Origin of the sequence: Streptomyces javensis, assembly GCF_039525925.1 — a bacterium.
Taxonomy (GTDB): Bacteria; Actinomycetota; Actinomycetes; order Streptomycetales; family Streptomycetaceae; genus Streptomyces; species Streptomyces asiaticus.
Window position 1 is genome coordinate 1 of sequence record NZ_BAAAIF010000119.1, and the last position, 17013, is coordinate 17013.

Here is a 17013-nt window from a genome sequence, read left to right on the forward strand (position 1 = left end):
CAGGCGGCAGCGCGGCTGAGGGCAGCGCAGCGCCAAGCGGCGGACCGGCGCCAAGCGGCGGACCGGCGCCAAGCGGCGGACCGGCGGCAGGCGGCGTGACGTCAGGCGGCGCGGGGGCGGACCGCGAGCTGACGGGCGGCGGAAGCGAGGCGAACGGTGCCGCCGAGGCGGCCGTCGCGCGGGCCGATCTGGTCGTCGACGGCATCGTCGCCATCGGCGGCAAGGGCGGGCTGCGGCCCGACGCGGAGCGGCTGGTCCGGGCGGTGCGCGGGATCGTCGTCGCCGTGGACCTGCCGAGCGGGGTCGACGCCGACACCGGCGAGGTGCGCGGCTCCGCCGTGCGCGCGGACGCCACGATCACCTTCGGCGCGTACAAGCCGGGGCTGCTCATCGACCCCGCCCGCACCCACGCGGGCGCCCTGCGGCTGGTCGACATCGGGCTGGACGCCCACCTCCCGGCCGACCCCGACGTGGAGGCGCTCCAGCACGAGGACGTCGCGGCGCTGCTGCCCCGGCCGTCGGCGGAGAGCGACAAGTACCGGCGGGGTGTGGTGGGCGTCGTCGCGGGCTCCGCCCGCTACCCCGGCGCGGCCGTGCTGGCCGTCTCGGGCGCGCTGCGGGGCGGTGCGGGCGCGGTGCGCTACGTCGGCCCCGCCGCCGACAACGTCATCTCGCGCTTCCCCGAGACCCTCGTCCACTCCGGGCCCCCGGCCAAGGCGGGCCGGGTCCAGTCGTGGGTCGTCGGCCCCGGCCTCGGTGACGGCGCGGCGGCCCGGCACTCCCTGGAGGACGTCCTCGCCTCCGATGTCCCGGTCCTGGTCGACGCCGATGGGCTCCACCTGCTGCCCACCGGCGGTGACCTGCGCAAACGCGAGGCGGCCACGGTCCTCACCCCCCATGCGGGCGAGGCGGCGGCGCTGCTCGGCGTGAGCCGCGAGGAGGTCGAGGCGGGCCGGCTGGCCGCCGTAAGGGCGCTGTCCGAGCGCTACGGCGCGACCGTACTGCTGAAGGGGTCGACCACGCTGATCGCCGCCGAGCAGCAGCCGGTACGCGTCAACCCCACCGGCGTCGGCTGGCTGGCCACGGCGGGCAGCGGCGACGTCCTGTCCGGCCTGATCGGCTCCCTGCTCGCCACGGGCCTCCCCGCCCGCGACGCGGCCTCGGTGGGCGCCTACCTCCACGGCCTGGCCGCCCGCCGCACCACGGCCCCGCACGGCGCGCCCATCGCGGCGTACGACGTGTCGACGGCGCTGACGGACACGTGGCGGGACGTGCTGGCCTGAGGGTTCCGCGGGTTCCGCTGGGTGCGGGTGCGTGGTGGTTGCTGGGGTGCGCCCACTGTTCGTGATGGGTGCCGGGGGCGGGGCCTCCGGGGCGGCGTCCTGGACCGTATATTTACGGCGCCGTTGGCCGGGGCCGTAGGGCGGGCCGGAAATTGGCGCCACAAATACACGTAAGCGTCCAGGACACCACCCCTCCGACCCCACCCCCTCCGGTCTCATTCGCGGCTATCCGCCGGTGGCCCAAACCCAGGCCAGGTTCCCGGTCGTCCGGTGACGCGAGCGCCGGGCCGATCAGCATGCATGCCTACGTCATCGCCTGACCAGGCGCCTCGGCCACGCCCCGGTGGGCGGCCCACGCCCCTGCGGCTGCGGCCATGGCCTCGAGCCAGCTGACCTCGGGGTGCCGGTCGGCGCGCGATCGGTGCATGCGTTGGGTGGCGGCGGCGAACGCGTCGATCGCCGTGAGGTCCGCGTCCGCCCATGCCCTGCACTCGGCCGCCCACCTCTCAGCCGCCTCGGGAGTGTGCCCGGCGGCGATGAGCTGTACGACGAGGCATGCAGGGTCGATGAACCCGGCGCCTCGGGTTGGCCAGGACCAATCCACGATCCATCCGCCGCGCTCCCCGAGGATCAGGTTGCTGGGGTTGATATCGGTGTGGAGCAGCGCGTCACCCCGGAACAGTTCAGCTTCGGTCTCGTCAACCGCGAACCGGTCCCAACGGCTCTCCGGCCAATCTCGGGCGATATCGGGGAGTGGCAGGTACCCGAGTTGGTCAACGAGGTCGACCACTACAGGCAGATCGGGTGAGGCTGGTGTGAAATCCGACCGGCGGGCGTCTACGACGTCGAATCCCAGGGCGAGCCATTCGTCGCCTTCCACGTGCCAGAGCAGGGCGGGGGAAACGGACTGTACGGCCGGGTTGATCAGTCTTTCCCGGATGAGCGAGGCCCGGCGTCCCCCAGGGCGGTTACGCATGGCCTTGACGAAGAAAGGGCCTTTCTCGCACTCGATGACCGTTGTCAGATCAGAGCCGAAACCTCGTGCGGTGGGCTGCGCCTGGGACAAGGTTCCCGTGTACGGCTGGATCAGTGCCCAGAAACCGGGTCCTGGCAGTTCACGGTTCATCGCCTTCAGTTCCTTGGGCCGCATTCGCTTCCCGGGTACCCCGGAGAGCATTCGGCATTGGGGTCACAGGAGGGGTCGCAGGAGTCTTTGTCTTCGTCGTCCCCGCCACCCTTGCCGAAGACGCTCCGGATGGATGCGCGGGCCTCGGCCATGGCGGGACTGCCGAGGATAGTGGCCAGTGGGGTGCTTCGAACGTTCCCGACGCTCAACAAGGCAGCGGAGAACACACACGGCGACACGCGCCCGTCCGGGCCGACGGCAGCCCGGCCGATGCCACACCGGCCGCACAGTGCGGAGACGTCCGGTGTGCGACCGTGCGCTCCCCGCCCGAAGGGACGGACGTGATCTACGTTGATGCGCTTCACCCCGAGCGCCTCAAGCTCCCGCCGCGCTTGAGCGACGCGCTGCCTCTCGGCAGTCGCGACAATCCCGATGCGCAGCGGGATGCCAAGCGCTACCGCTTTCTTGATGTTCGCAAGGGTGCGGGCGTGGCTGGGTCGGCCGGTGACTTTGTTGTGTTCCTCCGGGGTGTCGGAGTAGTACGACGCCGCCAAGGACATGCCGTCGCGTCGGAGGAGCGCCCACCAGGCTTCGGTGACGCGCACCAGGTTGCTGTAGATCTCCACGCCGAGGCCGAGAGAAAGCGCGCGGTCGGCCAGGAGCAGACTGTCCGGGTACAGCGTCGGCTCGCCCCCGATGAGCTGGACACGGCGCACGCCACATTCCGCGGCCTGGTCGAGGACGTGTAACCAGTCATCGCGCTCCATGATGCCGTGTGTTCCCTCCGGACCCGAGGAGTTGAAGCAAGGATTGCAGCGGAGCTGGCACTTTCGGGTCAGGTCCAGCCACAGGAAACCGGTGTCCATGGCGGGGGCGGCAGCAACGATGGTCTTCACAGTCGTGTTCTTTCTTCTTCAGTCGGTGTCATTTCGGCCGAAGCTCGGCCCAGACGGTCTTTCCCCAGGTGCGGTATTGGGTGCCCCAGCGGTCCGACATCGCTTCGACCAGCACCAGGCCGCGGCCGGACTCGTCATCGCAGCACGGTGCCTGAGCGGTGGGTGGCTGGGAGCATTTGTCCGTAACGGCGAGACGTACGCGATCCCGATCGGGCAGCCGAACGCTGACGCGTAGGAGGCGGCACCCGCTGTGGCGGGCGGCGTTGCCGACCAGCTCGGAGATGATCAGCGTCCCGTCGTCGATGAGGTGACCGAGGTCCCAGGTGTGGAGTGCTGCGCGGACCAGTCGGCGAGCGCGGCTCGCTGACGTCGGCTCGCACGGCATCGTTTCGCTGTAGCCCGGGGCGCCGATGGCGTTGGGTCTCGTCATGGTCATGGACGGGGTCTTTCTTCCGGGGCGGGGTACCGCCAGCCGGCGGCTCTGTCGTCTGGCCGGTGGCCGGCGTCTCGCCATCACGACCGCATCTTGTGGTGGCTCACGCCGGTTCTTGGTGCTGACAACGTCAAGGAAACCGCTCCGAGCAGGTGCGCTCCACGGCGTCCATGCGGCAGAGGTGACGCAGAAGCGTGCAGGGTGTGCACACGTCGAGTGGCGGTCCGCGGAGCGGGGAAGGGGAGCCCCATGGGGTTAGCTGAGCGGCGCAAAACACTGGGGTACAGCCAGGAGGGGCTCGCTCACGTCGTCGGTGTGGACCGCACAACGATCAGCCGCTGGGAGAGCGGGAAAACTGAGATCCAGCCCCAGTTGCGTCCACAGTACGCAGCAGCGCTGCAACTCGACCTTGCCGAACTGAACACCTGGGTCACCAAACCCCAAGCCACGTTCCAGGAGCCCGTAGTGTCGTGTTCAGTCGACCACTACGGCTCGGGGGATACCGACGACATGATTCGACGCGAGTTCCTGCGCGTAATTGCCGTTGCCGGGGCACTGGCCGGTCTGCCGGCCGAGGAGTCGGAGGCGCTCGCGGAAGGAGTGCACCGCCGAGCGTCCGGCGACTTCATCCGGATGAACAATCACCTGTGGCAGGTGTATCAACTCGCCCGTGCCAAAGGGGCTGTGCGTCCCATCGTCTCCGCACAGCTCGCTGCCCTCGCCAAAGCCCTGGACGGACGCTCCGGCAAGGACGGGCAAGCTCTGTGCGGCGCTGCGGCGGACCTCTTCCAGCTTGCCGGTGAGCTGGCTTTAGACGGCAACCGGTATACCGACGCGGCGGCTTCGTACACGCTCGCCGCGTCAGCCGGTAAGGAGGCAGGGGCGTTCGATCTATGGGCTTGTGCTCTCATTCGGCATGCGTACATCGACGTGTATGAGTGTCGCTACCGGGAGGCCACGGACATCTTGTCGGTCGCTGAGCGCATCGCTCGCCGAGGGGACAGTTCCCTGTCGACACGACACTGGATCGCTGCGGTACAGGCTGAGGCGTTCGCGGGACTGGGAGATCTGACCGCGTGCGAAAGTGCACTCGAACAGGCCGAGAAGGTCGCGGACATGAACGGATCGGCACAGAACAGCGGGTGGCTCCGCTTTGATGGCTCCCGGCTCGCGGAGGAGCGCGGCGCCCGGTATGTCCAGCTGGGTCGGCTCGACCTCGCTGAGCAGGTGCTTCAGAGCGCCCTTCGGCAAGGTGCCCTGGCAGAGGGCCAGTCCTTTCGGCGCCGAGGTGCCGTGCTCGCGAATCTGGCCGCCATCGGCGTCAAGCGCAAGGATCCGGAGCAGGTTGTCGTCTACGCCCGCGAGGCGATCCGCCTGGCGCGGGAATCATCCTCCGGTTACGTCGCTCGTAGACTCCAGGCCCTGCGTACGGACTCCGGCTCCCTCGCTCGCGATGTGCGGGTTGCCGAGTTGGATGCCGAGATCAAGGCACTGAGCGTGAACTGACGAAAGGGGCAGGGATGTCGCGGACCGAGGGTGCCCGGCTGTTCCGGGAGGCGTGGATCGCGGGGGTGCGGCGGCACTTTCCGGGGGAGCCCAAGCCGGGTTATGTGACCCCTTGGGAGGAGACCCCGGAGTGGGAGCGGGTGGCTGCCGGGGCGGTGTACGAGCAGGTGCGGCAGTTCCTGGAGGTGAGCGAGGGGCACGCGGGGCGACTTACGCGGGAGCAGAAGGGGCGCTTCGTCGCGACCTGCTGGACCGCGCAGATGTACCGGCACTTCGAGGACCCGAAGCCCGGGTACGTCGCCGACTGGCCGGATCTTCCCGGCTGGCAGCAGGAGACGGACGCGGACATCTTCGAGGCGATCGAGAAGGACGTCAGCTGACGCGTCTTCTCGCTTCGGCTTGTCCTTGTCGTACAGCCGGCCTGTGAAGAGCTTGCTCAGGTCATCCTGGCCGGACGGGGGCGGTGAACCGCGTTGGGTCACGGGCGGATGGCCGCCAATGATGCGGAGGGGCGGGCCGCAGGCCCCGCCTCCTCCTCCGCCCCCCTCCGCGATCACCACTGCCGACGCGCCCCCGCGTCATGGCTCAGGGAGACGTGCAGGCCCCGCACCCCCAGCCGTTCCGCTGATGGGCTGATGGGGTCGACCACGCTGATCGCCGCCGAGCACCAGCCGGTACGCGTCAACCCCACCGGCGTCGGCTGGCTGGCCACGGCGGGCAGCGGCGATGTGCTGTCCGGCCTGATCGGCTCCCTGCTCGCCACGGGCCTCCCCGCCCACGACGCCGCCTCGGCCGGCGCCCACCTCCACGGCCTGGCCGCCCGCCGCACCACGGCCCCACACGGCGCACCCATCGCGGCGTACGAGGTGTCAACGGCACTGACGGACACCTGGCGGGACGTGCTGGCCTGAGAAGTCCGCTGGGTGCGGGTGCGGGTGCGTGGGTGGTGCGCCTGCTGTGCGTGGTGGGTGCCGGGGGCGGGGCCTCCGGGGCGGCGCCCTGGACCGCACATTTTGATCGTTCCCCGCGTCGAGGAGCGTGCGGGCGAGCGTCGGCCACGGCGTTACGGGCTTTGCCTAGATCAGTGGCAAGGGATCGGGCCGAGAGGGCAGCCGGGTGCCCGACACGAGCCGCTCGGTGCGCGCGGCCTCCCGCAACGCGTCCATGAGTCCGGCGCGCAATCCGGATTCGCTCGGTTCCAGATGCAGGGCGACGCCGGCCACGGACGGGCTGCGTGACAGAAGTGGCCCGGGAATCTGTCATGGAGGGGGACCGTACTCCTGCCGTCACCGCCGTCCGTGGCCGCCCGGTGTCAGCTGCGCGGCCGGGCTATGCGCCGTATCCGCCGTCGATCCTCAGCACTGCGCCGGTGACGTAGGAGGCCTGCGGGCTGGCGAGGAAGACGACGCCTGCGGCGATCTCCTCCGGCCTGCCGTACCGCCCCATCGCCGTGGTCGGAAGGAACATGGATGCGGCCGGGCCGTCGGCCGGGTTTCCTTCGGTGTCGATGAACCCGGGCTGGATGACGTTGACCGTGACGCCCCGGTGCGCCAGATCGCGGGCTGCGCCCCGACTGAAGCCCTCGAGGGCCGACTTCGTGCCCGTGTAGTACGCCATCCCCTGGAAACCCGCCCGAGTAGCCACACCCGAGCTGATGTTGACGATCCGCCCGCCATCGGGCAGCAACGGCACCGCCGCCTGGATCCCGGCCACCACGCTGGTGTAGTTGACGGCGAGCTGCCGCTCGATGGCGGCCTGGTCGACGAGCTCGCTGTCGACCAGGCCGCCACCACCCGCGGCCGCGTTGTTGACCAGAATGTCCAGCTTCCCGAACTGCTCGACCACACGCCGGATCAAGCCCGCCGCCTGCGTCGCGTCGGCCTGGTCGGCCTGGAAAGCCGCCGCACGCACCCCCTTCGCCTCCAGCTCCGCGACCACGGCCTTGGCCCGATCCGCGGAGGACGAGTAGCTGATCGCGACGTCGGCTCCCTCGTCAGCCAGCGCCAGCGCCGACGCCGCCCCGATCCCCCGCGACCCGCCGGTCACGATCGCCACCTTGTTGTCCAGCTTTCCCATGCGCTTCCCACTTCCTTGGGTGCAACGTGCCACGGAGTTCTTGACCGTGCGGTCCACCATAAACATGGTGGACCGCACGGTCAAGAATCCGTATCCTGTTCGCATGGCACGTCCGCGATCGTTCGACGAGAAGCAGGTACTGAACGCCGTCCGTGATCAGTTCTGGGACGCCGGTTACGCCGCGACCTCGCTGGAAGACCTGATGCGGGTCAGCGGCCTGGGCAAAGGCAGCCTGTATGCGGCGTTCGGCGACAAGCGTCAGCTCTTCCTCCGGGCGCTGCACAGCTACACCGAAGACAGCCATAGCCGTCTTCGGGAAGCCCTCGCCGAGGCTCCACGGGCCCTGGACGCACTACGCATGCTCCTCGAGGCACCGATCGACGAACCGACCGGCGTCGGCACGCGGCGTGGCTGCCTGATGGCCAACAGCACCTGCGAACTCGGTAACGCCGATCCGGAAGTCCTCGACCACGCCCGCCGCACCTACGAGACGTCCACCGCGCTGATCGGTGACTGCGTCGCCCGCGCCCAACGCGAGGGCGACCTACCGGCCGGAGCGGATCCGATCGCACTAGCGCGGGCCCTCCTGGCCGCGCAACAAGGGCTCGTGTTCATGAGCCGGACCGGGATGGACACGGCCACACTCACTGCCACAGCACGATCGCTCGCGGCTCAACTCCTGCCGGACCACTCCGGCGACTGAACCGACGAGGACGGCGGCCAGGACGAGTCATGACGCCCACCGGCGGGTAGCCGCCGACGAGGCGGGAGGGGGTGGGGTCGGAGGGGTGGTGTCCTGGACGCTTACGTGTATTTGTGGCGCCAATCTCCGGCCCACACAAAGCCCCCGGTCAATGGCGCCGTAAATATACGGTCCAGGGCGCCGCCCCGGAGGCCCCGCCCCCGGCACCGACCACGAACAGCGGGCGCACCACCCACGCACCCGCACCACACCCGTCACCGGAGCGACCGCGCGGGACCGGGGCGGAGCCCCGGCGGGGGCGTGGGGGCGGAGCCCCCGCACCCAGCGAAAGCCTCAACCCTCCGCGATCACCACCGCCGACGCGACCCCCGCGTCATGGCTCAGGGAGACGTGCAGGCCCCGCACCCCCAGCCGCTCCGCGCACACCGCGACCGTGCCGCGGACCGAGAAGCGGGGGCGGCCGCTCGGCTCGGTGAGGATCTCGGCGTCGGTCCAGCGGAGGCCGCCGGGGGCGCCCAGGGACTTGGCCAGGGCCTCCTTGGCCGCGAAGCGGGCGGCCAAGGAGGCCATGCCGCGGCGCTCCCCGCTCGGCAGCCACAGCTCGCGCTCGACGAACAGGCGGTCCGCCAGGCCGGGGGTGCGCCGCAGCGCGTCGTCGAAGCGGTCGATCTCGGCGACGTCGATACCGACGCCGATGATCACGGCGTCACTCGACGGGTCCGACCGGGGCCACCGGTCACTCGACCGTCACCGACTTGGCCAGATTCCTCGGCTGGTCGACCTCGTTGCCGCGCGCCGTCGCCAGCTCGCACGCGAAGACCTGGAGCGGCACGGTCGCGACCAGCGGCTGGAGCAGCGTGGGCGTGGCGGGGATCTCGATGAGGTGGTCGGCGTACGGGGCCACCGTCTCGTCGCCGCGCTCGGCGATCACGATGGTGCGGGCGCCCCGGGCCCGGATCTCCTGGATATTGGAGACGATCTTGTCGTGGAGGACGGAACGCCCGCGCGGTGACGGGACGACCACCACGACCGGCACGTCCTGCTCGATCAGCGCGATCGGGCCATGCTTGAGCTCGCCCGCCGCGAAGCCCTCCGCGTGCATGTACGCGAGCTCCTTGAGCTTGAGCGCGCCCTCCAGGGCGACCGGGTAGCCGACATGCCGGCCCAGGAACAGCACGGTGTTCTTGCCGGCCAGGGTGCGGGCCAGCTCCCGTACCGGCTCCATGGTCTCCAGGACCTCTTCCACCTGGGTGGCGATCTCCGACAGCTCGCGGATCACGGAGAGGATCTCGTCGCCCCACTTGGTGCCGCGCACCTGGCCCAGGTACAGCGCCACCAGATAGCAGGCCACCAGCTGGGTGAGGAACGCCTTGGTGGAGGCGACGGCCACCTCGGGGCCGGCGTGGGTGTAGAGGACCGCGTCCGACTCACGCGGAATCGTGGAGCCGTTCGTATTGCAGATGGCCAGCACCTTCGCGCCCTGCTCACGGGCGTGCCGCAGCGCCATCAGGGTGTCCATGGTCTCGCCGGACTGCGAGATGGCGATCACCAGCGTCCGCTGGTCCAGGATCGGGTCGCGGTAGCGGAACTCGCTGGCCAGCTCCGTCTCGCAGGGGATCCGGGTCCAGTGCTCGATGGCGTACTTGGCGATCATGCCCGCGTGGTACGCGGTGCCGCACGCCACGATCACGACCTTGCTGACCTCGCGCAGCACCGAGGCCGGGATGCGCACCTCGTCCAGGCAGAGGTTCCCGGCCAGGTCGATCCGGCCGAGCAGGGTGTCCGCGACGGCCTTCGGCTGCTCGGCGATCTCCTTGAGCATGAAGTAGTCGTAGCCGCCCTTCTCGGCGGCGGAGGCGTCCCAGTCCACGTGGTACGGGCGGACCTCGGCCGGCGCCCCCTCGAAGTCGGTGACGGTCACACCGTCCCGGCGGGCCTCCACGACCTGGTCCTGGCCCAGCTCGATGGCCTCGCGGGTGTGGGCGATGAAGGCGGCGACATCGGAGGCGAGGAACGCCTCCTCCTCGCCGACGCCGACCACCAGCGGCGAGTTCCGGCGCGCCCCGACCACCACATCGGGCGCGTCCGCGTGCACCGCGACCAGCGTGAAGGCGCCCTCCAGCCGACGGCACACCTGCCGCATCGCCTCGGCGAGGTCGCCGCAGGACGAGAACGACTCGGCGAGCAGATGCGCCACGACCTCGGTGTCGGTCTCGGAGGCCAGCTCATGGCCGCGCTCGGCCAGCTCGGCGCGGAGCGCGGCGAAGTTCTCGATGATGCCGTTGTGGACGACGGAGACCCGGCCCGCGTTGTCCAGGTGCGGATGGGCGTTGGCGTCGGTCGGGCCGCCGTGGGTGGCCCAACGGGTGTGGCCGATGCCGGTGCCCCCGGTGGGCAGCGGGCGGTCGGCCAGCTCCTTCTCCAGGTTGCCCAGCTTGCCCGCCTTCTTGGCCGCCGCCAGCCCACCGTCGGCCAGCACGGCAACACCCGCCGAGTCATAGCCGCGGTACTCCAGCCGCTTGAGCCCGGCGAGGACGACATCGAGGGCCGACTGCCCTCCCACATAACCAACGATTCCGCACATGGACGCAGCGTACGACCCCGGGGGTGGCAGACCGACCACCGGCCACGCACGGGCCCCTCTCATGCCGTGCATAATGCGCACGAGCGGCCGGGGGGCCGCCCTTTCACTTTCACTTTCCCGGGGGGGATCGTGCGTCGTATCACCATGTCGTCCGCCGCCGCCGTGCTGCTTCTCGCGCTCGGCACCGGCTGTTCATCGGGTTCGGGCGAGAAGGCTCGCGTCACCGAGAAGCCGGGCGGGAGGGCCGGAGCGAAGGCGTCCGCCACGGAGGGCGCGGACGGCAGACCCGTCGACATCGTCCGCGCCGCCGTGGCGAAGGCCCGCGCCACCAGCGCCCGGATCGACGAGACCATCGTGACCCGCGGCGCGGGTGAGGAATCCACCCTTTCCTTGGCGGGCCGGTTCGACCTGGCCGCCGACAAGGGCGAACTGTCGGTCGACTTACCGGGCGGCGCGGTCGACCACATGGACGAGGTCTTCAGCGGGGGCAAGGTCTATCTCACCCGGACCGTTCCCAAGGGCCACTGGGCGGTCATCGACCGCGCCGAGGCCAGGGCCCACTCGCTGCTGAGAGCCCCGCTGAACGACCCCGAACACCTCCTGCGCCAGGCGTCGGCCATCCGCGATGTGTCGGACCGGGGCACGACCACGATCGACGGCCGTCCGGTGCACCTCTACGGCGGCACGCTCGACTACCGGACGCTCACCCTCGGCGTGGCGGACGAGAGCCGTAAGCCGCTCGAGACGGCCCGGAAGGCGCTGGGCGGTGGGCTGCCCGCGTCCGCGCTGGTCTGGGTGGACGAGGAGGGGCGCCCGGCCCGGGTCGAGCTGTCCGCCGCGCTGAACACGGGAGACGTCACTGCCACCATGAACCTGAGCGACTTCGGCAAGCCCGTGAAGGTGACGGTCCCGGACGCGTCGAGGACCACCCCGACCGACTCCGTCTCGGGCGTGCTCCCCGGGTGACATCCCCCGGCCCCGGCCCGGGGTGACCGACCCCACGCCTCGACACCGCTCACTCGGCCGGTCCCTGCCATGACAATGAGGGGGTGATCACGTCAACCGCGCGCGATGCGCGCACCGTGCGCGGCCCGCAGCGGCGGGGCGGCGAGGCGACTCCGTATGTGGACCTGTCCCGTGCCGAGTGGAGTGCGCTGCGGGACAAGACGCCGCTGCCGCTGACCGCCGACGAGGTCGAGAAGCTGCGGGGGCTCGGCGATGTCATCGACCTCGATGAGGTGCGGGACGTCTATCTGCCGCTGTCCCGGCTGCTCAACCTCTATGTGGCCGCCACCGGCAATCTGCGCGGCGCGCTCAACACCTTCCTGGGCGACACCAAGCGGGGCAACGGGGCCCAGCCCGGTACGCCGTTCGTGATCGGCGTGGCGGGGAGCGTCGCGGTCGGCAAGTCGACCACCGCGCGGCTGCTTCAGGCGCTGCTGGCCCGCTGGCCCGAGCATCCGCGAGTGGAGCTGATCACCACCGACGGCTTTCTGTACCCCAACGACGAGCTGCGGCGCCGTGGGCTGATGTCCCGCAAGGGGTTCCCCGAGAGCTACGACCGCAGGGCGCTGACCCGCTTCGTCGCCGATGTGAAGGCGGGCCGGGCGGAGGTGTCGGCGCCGGTCTACTCCCACCTGATCTACGACATCGTGCCGGACGAGCGGCTGACCGTGCACCGCCCCGACATCCTCATCGTCGAGGGCCTCAATGTGCTCCAGCCCGCGCTGCCGGGGAAGGACGGGCTGACCAGGGTCGGGCTCGCGGACTTCTTCGACTTCAGCGTGTACGTGGACGCCCGGACCGAGGACATCGAGCGCTGGTACCTGGGCCGCTTCAAGAAGCTGCGGGAGACGGCCTTCCAGGATCCGTCCTCGTACTTCCGCAAGTACACCCAGGTCTCGGAGGAGGAGGCGCTGGACTACGGGCGGATGATCTGGCGGACGATCAACAAGCCGAATCTGAAGCAGAATGTGCAGCCCACGCGGGGGCGGGCCACGTTGGTGCTGCGCAAGGGGCCGGACCACAAGGTGCAGCGGCTGTCCCTGCGCAAGCTGTGAGGAGCGTCGGGCCATGCTGCACCTGAGGTTGATCGTCCCCGCCGGCCGCACCGAGGACGTGGTGCGCACCATCGGGAAGACGGTCGGCGCCACCCATCTGGTGGTGCTGCCGGGCGCCGCCCGTGACCCCGCGGGGGACGTCGTCATGTGCGACGTGGCGCGCGAGGCCGGGGACGCGCTGCTGGGCGACCTGCGTGAGCTGGGCCTTGACGAGGCCGGTTCGATCGCGGTGGAGAACATCGACCTGTCGCTGTCCAAGCGCGCCGACAAGGCGGAGGAGGAGGCGCCCGGCGAGGGCGCGGACGCGGTCCTGTGGGAGCAACTGGCGGACGCCACCCACGAGGAGTCCACCCTCTCGGTAACCTATCTCGCCTTCCTCGTCATCGCGACGATGATCGCGGCATGCGGTGTGGTGCTGGACAACGCGATCCTGATCGTCGGTGCGATGGCGGTCGGCCCCGAGTTCGGGCCCCTGGCCGGACTGTGCACCGCGCTGGTGCGGCGCGCGCCACGGCTGGCCGCCCGCTCGGCGATCGCGCTGCTGGTCGGATTCGCGGCGGCGATGGCGCTGACCACCGGCTTCAGCATCGCGATGGACGCGGTGGGGCTCTTCGGCAAGGACATGCTGGAGCGTGCCCGGCCGAACACGGACTTCATCTGGAAGCCGGACATGTTCTCGTTCGTGGTCGCCGTGCTCGCGGGGATCGCCGGGACGCTCTCGCTGACCTCGGCGAAGTCCGGCGCGCTGGTGGGCGTGGCGATCTCGGTGACCACGGTGCCGGCGGCGGCCAACGCGGCGGTGGCGCTCGGGTACGGGGACATCGACCAGATGTGGGGGTCGACGGAGCAGCTGCTGCTGAATCTGGTGGGGATCGTGGTGGCGGGGACGCTGACGCTGATGGCGCAGAAGGTGTTGTGGGGGCGGCGGGGTTAGCCCCCACCGGGGCTCCGCCCCCGGGCCCCGTTTCGGGGGCTCCGCCCCGGACCCCGTTTCGGGGGCTCCGCCCCGGGCCCCGCTCCTCAAGCGCCGGAGGGGCTGGAAAATCCAGCCCCTCCGGCGCGAGGAAGCGATGGGACGGCCTGCGTGTCCCGGCAGCGGGGCCGGGACCGAGGCCACCGCGGTACGCGGCGCCGGTCCAAGCGGCCTCGCTGAGGTCCGGTGCGATGCGGTTGCGCCCAGAAGGGGCGCGGGGCTGTGCCGTTGTGCGGCTCCGCCGCGTGGGCGCGACCAGCCACGAAGCGGCCGCGGATGAACGACCGCACCGTGCGCCGCTTCCCGCGGAGCGCCTAGCCCAGGGCCGACTTCACCGCGTCCGCCAGGCGGCCCGCCACCGAGCGGGCCTGCTCGATGTCGGCGGCCTCGACCATGACCCGCACCAGCGGCTCCGTGCCCGAAGGGCGGAGCAGCACCCGGCCGGTCTCGCCCAGCTCGCGCTCGGCCTCGGCGACGGCCGCGGCCACATCCGCGCTGGAGGCGACCCGGGACTTGTCCACGTCGGGGACGTTGACCAGCACCTGCGGCAGCCGCTCCATGACGCCCGCGAGGTCGGCCAGGGTGCGGCCGGTCGCGGCGACGCGGGCCGCCAGCAGCAGACCGGTGAGGGTGCCGTCACCCGTCGTGGCGTGGTCGAGGACGATGACGTGCCCGGACTGCTCACCGCCCAGGGCGTAGCCGTGGGACTTCATCTCCTCCAGCACATAGCGGTCCCCGACCGCCGTCTGGACCAGCTCGACGCCCTCCCGCTTCATGGCCAGTTTGAAGCCGAGGTTGGACATCACGGTGCCGACCACCGTGTCCCCGCGCAGCCCGCCCGCCTCGCGCATGGCCAGGGCCAGCACGGCGAGGATCTGGTCGCCGTCGACCTCGCGGCCCGCCGCGTCCACCGCGAGACAGCGGTCGGCGTCCCCGTCGTGGGCGATGCCGAGGTCCGCCCGGTGCTCCACGACGGACGCCTGGAGGCGGGCGAGGTGGGTGGAGCCGTAGCCGTCGTTGATGTTGAGGCCGTCCGGGTCGGTGCCGATCGTCACGACCTCGGCCCCGGCCCGCGCGAACGCCTCCGGGGAGACCCGGGCGGCCGCGCCGTGCGCCCCGTCGATGACGACCTTGAGGCCGTCGAGCCGGTTGGGGAGGACGCCGACCAGATGGGCGACATAGGCGTCGAAGCCCTCGTCGTAGTCCCGAACCCGGCCCACCCCGGTGCCCGTCGGCCGGTCCCACGGCTCACCGGAGGCGTGGGACCGGTAGGTGGTCTCGATGCGGTCCTCCAGCTCGTCGGCCAGCTTGTGGCCGCCGCGGGCGAAGAACTTGATGCCGTTGTCGGGCATCGGGTTGTGGCTCGCGGAGAGCATCACCCCGAGGTCCGCGTCCAGCGCCCCGGTCAGATGCGCGACGGCCGGCGTGGGCAGCACGCCGACCCGCAGTACGTCCACCCCGGCACTGGCCAGCCCCGCCACCACGGCCGCCTCCAGGAACTCCCCGGACGCTCGCGGATCCCGCCCGACCACCGCCACCGGCCGATGGCCTTCGAAGGTTCCCGCCTCGGCGAGCACATGCGCCGCCGCTACCGACAGGCCGAGCGCCATCTCAGCCGTCAGATCGGCGTTCGCGACGCCGCGCACACCATCCGTACCGAAGAGTCGTCCCACTGGTGTCCTCCGAAGTTACGAGCTGGGGGGCAGAAGCTTGCTTGTAGGTATACGCCCCCCGGTGGCGATAGCCGAACGCCCCGGAGGCACAGGTGGTGCCGCCGGGGCGTTCGGGTGAAGCAGCGGTGCCGCGATGGGCGTCAGCGCTTGCTGTACTGCGGCGCCTTGCGGGCCTTCTTCAGACCGGCCTTCTTACGCTCGGTGGCGCGGTCGTCACGGGTCAGGAAGCCGGCCTTCTTGAGGGGGCCGCGGTTGTTGTCCACGTCCGCCTCGTTCAGCGCCCGGGCGATGCCCAGACGCAGCGCCCCGGCCTGGCCGGAGACGCCGCCGCCCGAGATGCGGGCGATGACGTCGTAGCGGTCGTCCAGCTCCAGCACCTTGAAGGGCTCGTTGACTTCCTGCTGGTGGACCTTGTTGGGGAAGTACTCCTCGAGAGTACGCCCGTTGATCTTCCACTGCCCGCTGCCCGGCACGATGCGGACACGCGCCACGGCGTTCTTGCGGCGCCCGGTACCGGCGGCAGGCTGCGGGTCACCGAAGCGGGAGGCGAGCGACTCGGAGGTGTACTCCGACTCGACCGTCTCAACGCTCTCGGTGGTGTACTCCTCGACATCGAGGGGGGTCTCGGCGGTGGTCTCGGCCACGATGCTCCTCAGATTCTCTTCGTCGTAAGGGGTGGCCGGGACTACTGCGCGACCTGGGTGATCAGATACGGAACCGGCTGCTGAGCGGCGTGCGGGTGCTGGTCGCCCGAGTACACCTTCAGCTTCGAGAGCATCTGACGGCCCAGGGTGTTCTTGGGGAGCATGCCCTTGATGGCCTTCTCGACGGCCTTCTCCGGGTTCTTCTCCAGCAGCTCGTCATAGCGGATGGAGCGCAGACCACCCGGGTAGCCGGAGTGGCGGTACGCCATCTTCTGGGTCCGCTTGTTGCCGGAGAGGTGCACCTTGTCGGCGTTGATGATGATGACGAAGTCACCAGCGTCGACATGCGGCGCGTACACCGGCTTGTGCTTGCCCCGCAAGAGGGTGGCGGCCTGGGTGGCCAGACGGCCCAGAACCACGTCGGTGGCGTCGATGACATGCCACTGACGCTGGACGTCGCCGGGCTTGGGGCTGTACGTACGCACGGTCGTAGCCTTCGCTTCTTCAGTGAGTGAAGTCTCCCCGGACCCGCGAGGGCCGGGAGGACAGGTCCGGACAAGGCCACCCGGACGATCACGACAGCCGTGGCCGCACCTCGGTGACGCATGCCGAGTGCTTGCCGCTGGTCATCGGCCCGGTGGACCGGCGTAACGGCCTCTCACGTGAGAACGAGCAAGCCAATACGCATAACGAACTGGCAGAATACCGGCCCGCCCCCACCCGGGTCAAAACGCCCCCGCGCCGCCTCGCGCGGGCTCCGGCCACCGGCCGGGAGGGCTTGGGCGGGCGTCCGCCCGCGCCCCGGGGCGGGCCGAGTCCGGGCGCCGCGCGCGGAACGGCCACCGGCCGAAGGCGCCTGCCCGCAGGGGGCGCCGGGGACTCTCCGCGCCGATCGGGCATCAGGGGCTCCCGCCCTCGTGGGCGAAGGCGGGAATGGCGGGGCACCCCCGCCGGTCGCAGCGCCTCCGCCGGTCGCAGCGCCTCCGCGCCCCACGCACCCGGCCGCGCCCCGCGTTGGGGCCGGGGCCCAGCCGGGCCCGCCCGCCTCGCCCGGGG

The 17013-nt window shown here is 70.8% G+C and carries 16 protein-coding genes and 1 pseudogene; 8 read left to right on the top strand and 9 right to left on the bottom strand.

The genetic code is table 11. From position 1 onward, the window contains the following. On the top strand, positions 1-1283 hold a 1283-nt coding region (locus ABD329_RS45580; protein ID WP_425574464.1), incomplete at its 5' end, for an NAD(P)H-hydrate dehydratase. Between the two features lie 304 nt (positions 1284-1587). On the opposite strand, the gene ABD329_RS45585 is transcribed toward ABD329_RS45580, so the two are convergent. The 3 genes from ABD329_RS45585 to ABD329_RS45595 are packed head-to-tail and all read right to left on the bottom strand — an operon-like array spanning position 1588 to position 3741. Then, positions 1588-2409 carry a phosphotransferase gene (locus tag ABD329_RS45585; RefSeq protein WP_246618834.1) on the bottom strand — a complete coding sequence of 274 codons (822 nt, stop codon included), beginning with the start codon at positions 2407-2409 and terminating at the stop codon, positions 1588-1590. 5 nt (positions 2410-2414) lie between these two features. Next, the gene (locus ABD329_RS45590; RefSeq protein ID WP_309142850.1) at positions 2415-3305 is read right to left on the bottom strand and encodes a radical SAM/SPASM domain-containing protein; all 891 of its coding nucleotides are present in this window, start codon (positions 3303-3305) and stop codon (positions 2415-2417) included. A 28-nt stretch (positions 3306-3333) separates the two neighbouring features. Next, entirely contained in the window at positions 3334-3741 is a 408-nt protein-coding gene (locus ABD329_RS45595) for an ATP-binding protein (RefSeq protein WP_198279791.1), read from the bottom strand. Between the two features lie 246 nt (positions 3742-3987). Between ABD329_RS45595 and ABD329_RS45600 the strand changes: the two genes are divergently transcribed. From ABD329_RS45600 to ABD329_RS45610, 3 genes and pseudogenes are all read left to right on the top strand, one after another. Further along, entirely contained in the window at positions 3988-5244 is a 1257-nt protein-coding gene (locus tag ABD329_RS45600) for a helix-turn-helix transcriptional regulator (protein ID WP_198279790.1), read from the top strand. A 14-nt stretch (positions 5245-5258) separates the two neighbouring features. Continuing rightward, on the top strand, positions 5259-5624 hold the full coding sequence (locus ABD329_RS45605) for a hypothetical protein (RefSeq protein WP_191068625.1): 366 nt from the start codon (positions 5259-5261) through the stop codon (positions 5622-5624). 252 nt (positions 5625-5876) lie between these two features. Further along, positions 5877-6155, top strand: a pseudogene (locus ABD329_RS45610) (NAD(P)H-hydrate dehydratase); the annotation flags it as partial. A 418-nt stretch (positions 6156-6573) separates the two neighbouring features. Here ABD329_RS45610 and ABD329_RS45620 read toward each other — a convergent pair. After that, positions 6574-7320 (bottom strand): SDR family NAD(P)-dependent oxidoreductase, encoded by a 747-nt coding sequence (locus ABD329_RS45620; RefSeq protein WP_198281934.1) that lies wholly within the window; start codon positions 7318-7320, stop codon positions 6574-6576. Between the two features lie 64 nt (positions 7321-7384). On the opposite strand from ABD329_RS45620, the gene ABD329_RS45625 reads away from it, so the two are divergent. Further along, the gene (locus tag ABD329_RS45625; RefSeq protein WP_246619150.1) at positions 7385-8023 is read left to right on the top strand and encodes a TetR/AcrR family transcriptional regulator; all 639 of its coding nucleotides are present in this window, start codon (positions 7385-7387) and stop codon (positions 8021-8023) included. A 333-nt stretch (positions 8024-8356) separates the two neighbouring features. On the opposite strand, the gene ABD329_RS45630 is transcribed toward ABD329_RS45625, so the two are convergent. Both ABD329_RS45630 and glmS read right to left on the bottom strand, forming a co-directional pair. Beyond that, positions 8357-8725 carry a holo-ACP synthase gene (locus ABD329_RS45630; RefSeq protein WP_198273869.1) on the bottom strand — a complete coding sequence of 123 codons (369 nt, stop codon included), beginning with the start codon at positions 8723-8725 and terminating at the stop codon, positions 8357-8359. A gap of 34 nt (positions 8726-8759) precedes the next feature. Further along, positions 8760-10607 (bottom strand): glutamine--fructose-6-phosphate transaminase (isomerizing), encoded by a 1848-nt coding sequence (glmS, locus tag ABD329_RS45635; RefSeq protein WP_198279789.1) that lies wholly within the window; start codon positions 10605-10607, stop codon positions 8760-8762. 129 nt (positions 10608-10736) lie between these two features. Between glmS and ABD329_RS45640 the strand changes: the two genes are divergently transcribed. From ABD329_RS45640 to ABD329_RS45650, 3 genes are all read left to right on the top strand, one after another. After that, a complete protein-coding gene (locus ABD329_RS45640) occupies positions 10737-11573 on the top strand; it encodes an SCO4651 family lipoprotein (protein WP_198279788.1) in 837 nt (278 codons plus the stop codon). Between the two features lie 83 nt (positions 11574-11656). Next, a complete protein-coding gene (gene coaA, locus ABD329_RS45645) occupies positions 11657-12667 on the top strand; it encodes a type I pantothenate kinase (protein WP_037952933.1) in 1011 nt (336 codons plus the stop codon). A 13-nt stretch (positions 12668-12680) separates the two neighbouring features. Then, a complete protein-coding gene (locus ABD329_RS45650) occupies positions 12681-13601 on the top strand; it encodes a DUF389 domain-containing protein (protein WP_344318032.1) in 921 nt (306 codons plus the stop codon). Positions 13602-13954: 353 nt separating this feature from the next. Here ABD329_RS45650 and glmM read toward each other — a convergent pair whose 3' ends face one another. The 3 genes from glmM to rplM form a co-directional block, all read right to left on the bottom strand. Beyond that, positions 13955-15313 (bottom strand): phosphoglucosamine mutase, encoded by a 1359-nt coding sequence (gene glmM / locus ABD329_RS45655; RefSeq protein ID WP_198278897.1) that lies wholly within the window; start codon positions 15311-15313, stop codon positions 13955-13957. Positions 15314-15453: 140 nt separating this feature from the next. Then, entirely contained in the window at positions 15454-15957 is a 504-nt protein-coding gene (rpsI, locus tag ABD329_RS45660; RefSeq protein WP_037952927.1) for a 30S ribosomal protein S9, read from the bottom strand. 41 nt (positions 15958-15998) lie between these two features. Continuing rightward, entirely contained in the window at positions 15999-16442 is a 444-nt protein-coding gene (gene rplM, locus ABD329_RS45665; protein WP_198278896.1) for a 50S ribosomal protein L13, read from the bottom strand. Between the last annotated feature and the right edge of the window lie 571 nt (positions 16443-17013).

Bases quoted from the DNA above. Each gene is read 5' to 3' on its own strand.
- glmS (WP_198279789.1), bottom strand. From the start codon at position 10,607: ATGTGCGGAATCGTTGGTTATGTGGGAGGGCAGTCGGCCCTCGATGTC.
- ABD329_RS45605 (WP_191068625.1), top strand. From the start codon at position 5,259: ATGTCGCGGACCGAGGGTGCCCGGCTGTTCCGGGAGGCGTGGATCGCG.
- ABD329_RS45585 (WP_246618834.1), bottom strand. From the start codon at position 2,409: ATGAACCGTGAACTGCCAGGACCCGGTTTCTGGGCACTGATCCAGCCG.
- ABD329_RS45595 (WP_198279791.1), bottom strand. From the start codon at position 3,741: ATGACCATGACGAGACCCAACGCCATCGGCGCCCCGGGCTACAGCGAA.
- ABD329_RS45620 (WP_198281934.1), bottom strand. From the start codon at position 7,320: ATGGGAAAGCTGGACAACAAGGTGGCGATCGTGACCGGCGGGTCGCGG.
- ABD329_RS45650 (WP_344318032.1), top strand. From the start codon at position 12,681: ATGCTGCACCTGAGGTTGATCGTCCCCGCCGGCCGCACCGAGGACGTG.
- ABD329_RS45625 (WP_246619150.1), top strand. From the start codon at position 7,385: ATGGTGGACCGCACGGTCAAGAATCCGTATCCTGTTCGCATGGCACGT.
- ABD329_RS45600 (WP_198279790.1), top strand. From the start codon at position 3,988: ATGGGGTTAGCTGAGCGGCGCAAAACACTGGGGTACAGCCAGGAGGGG.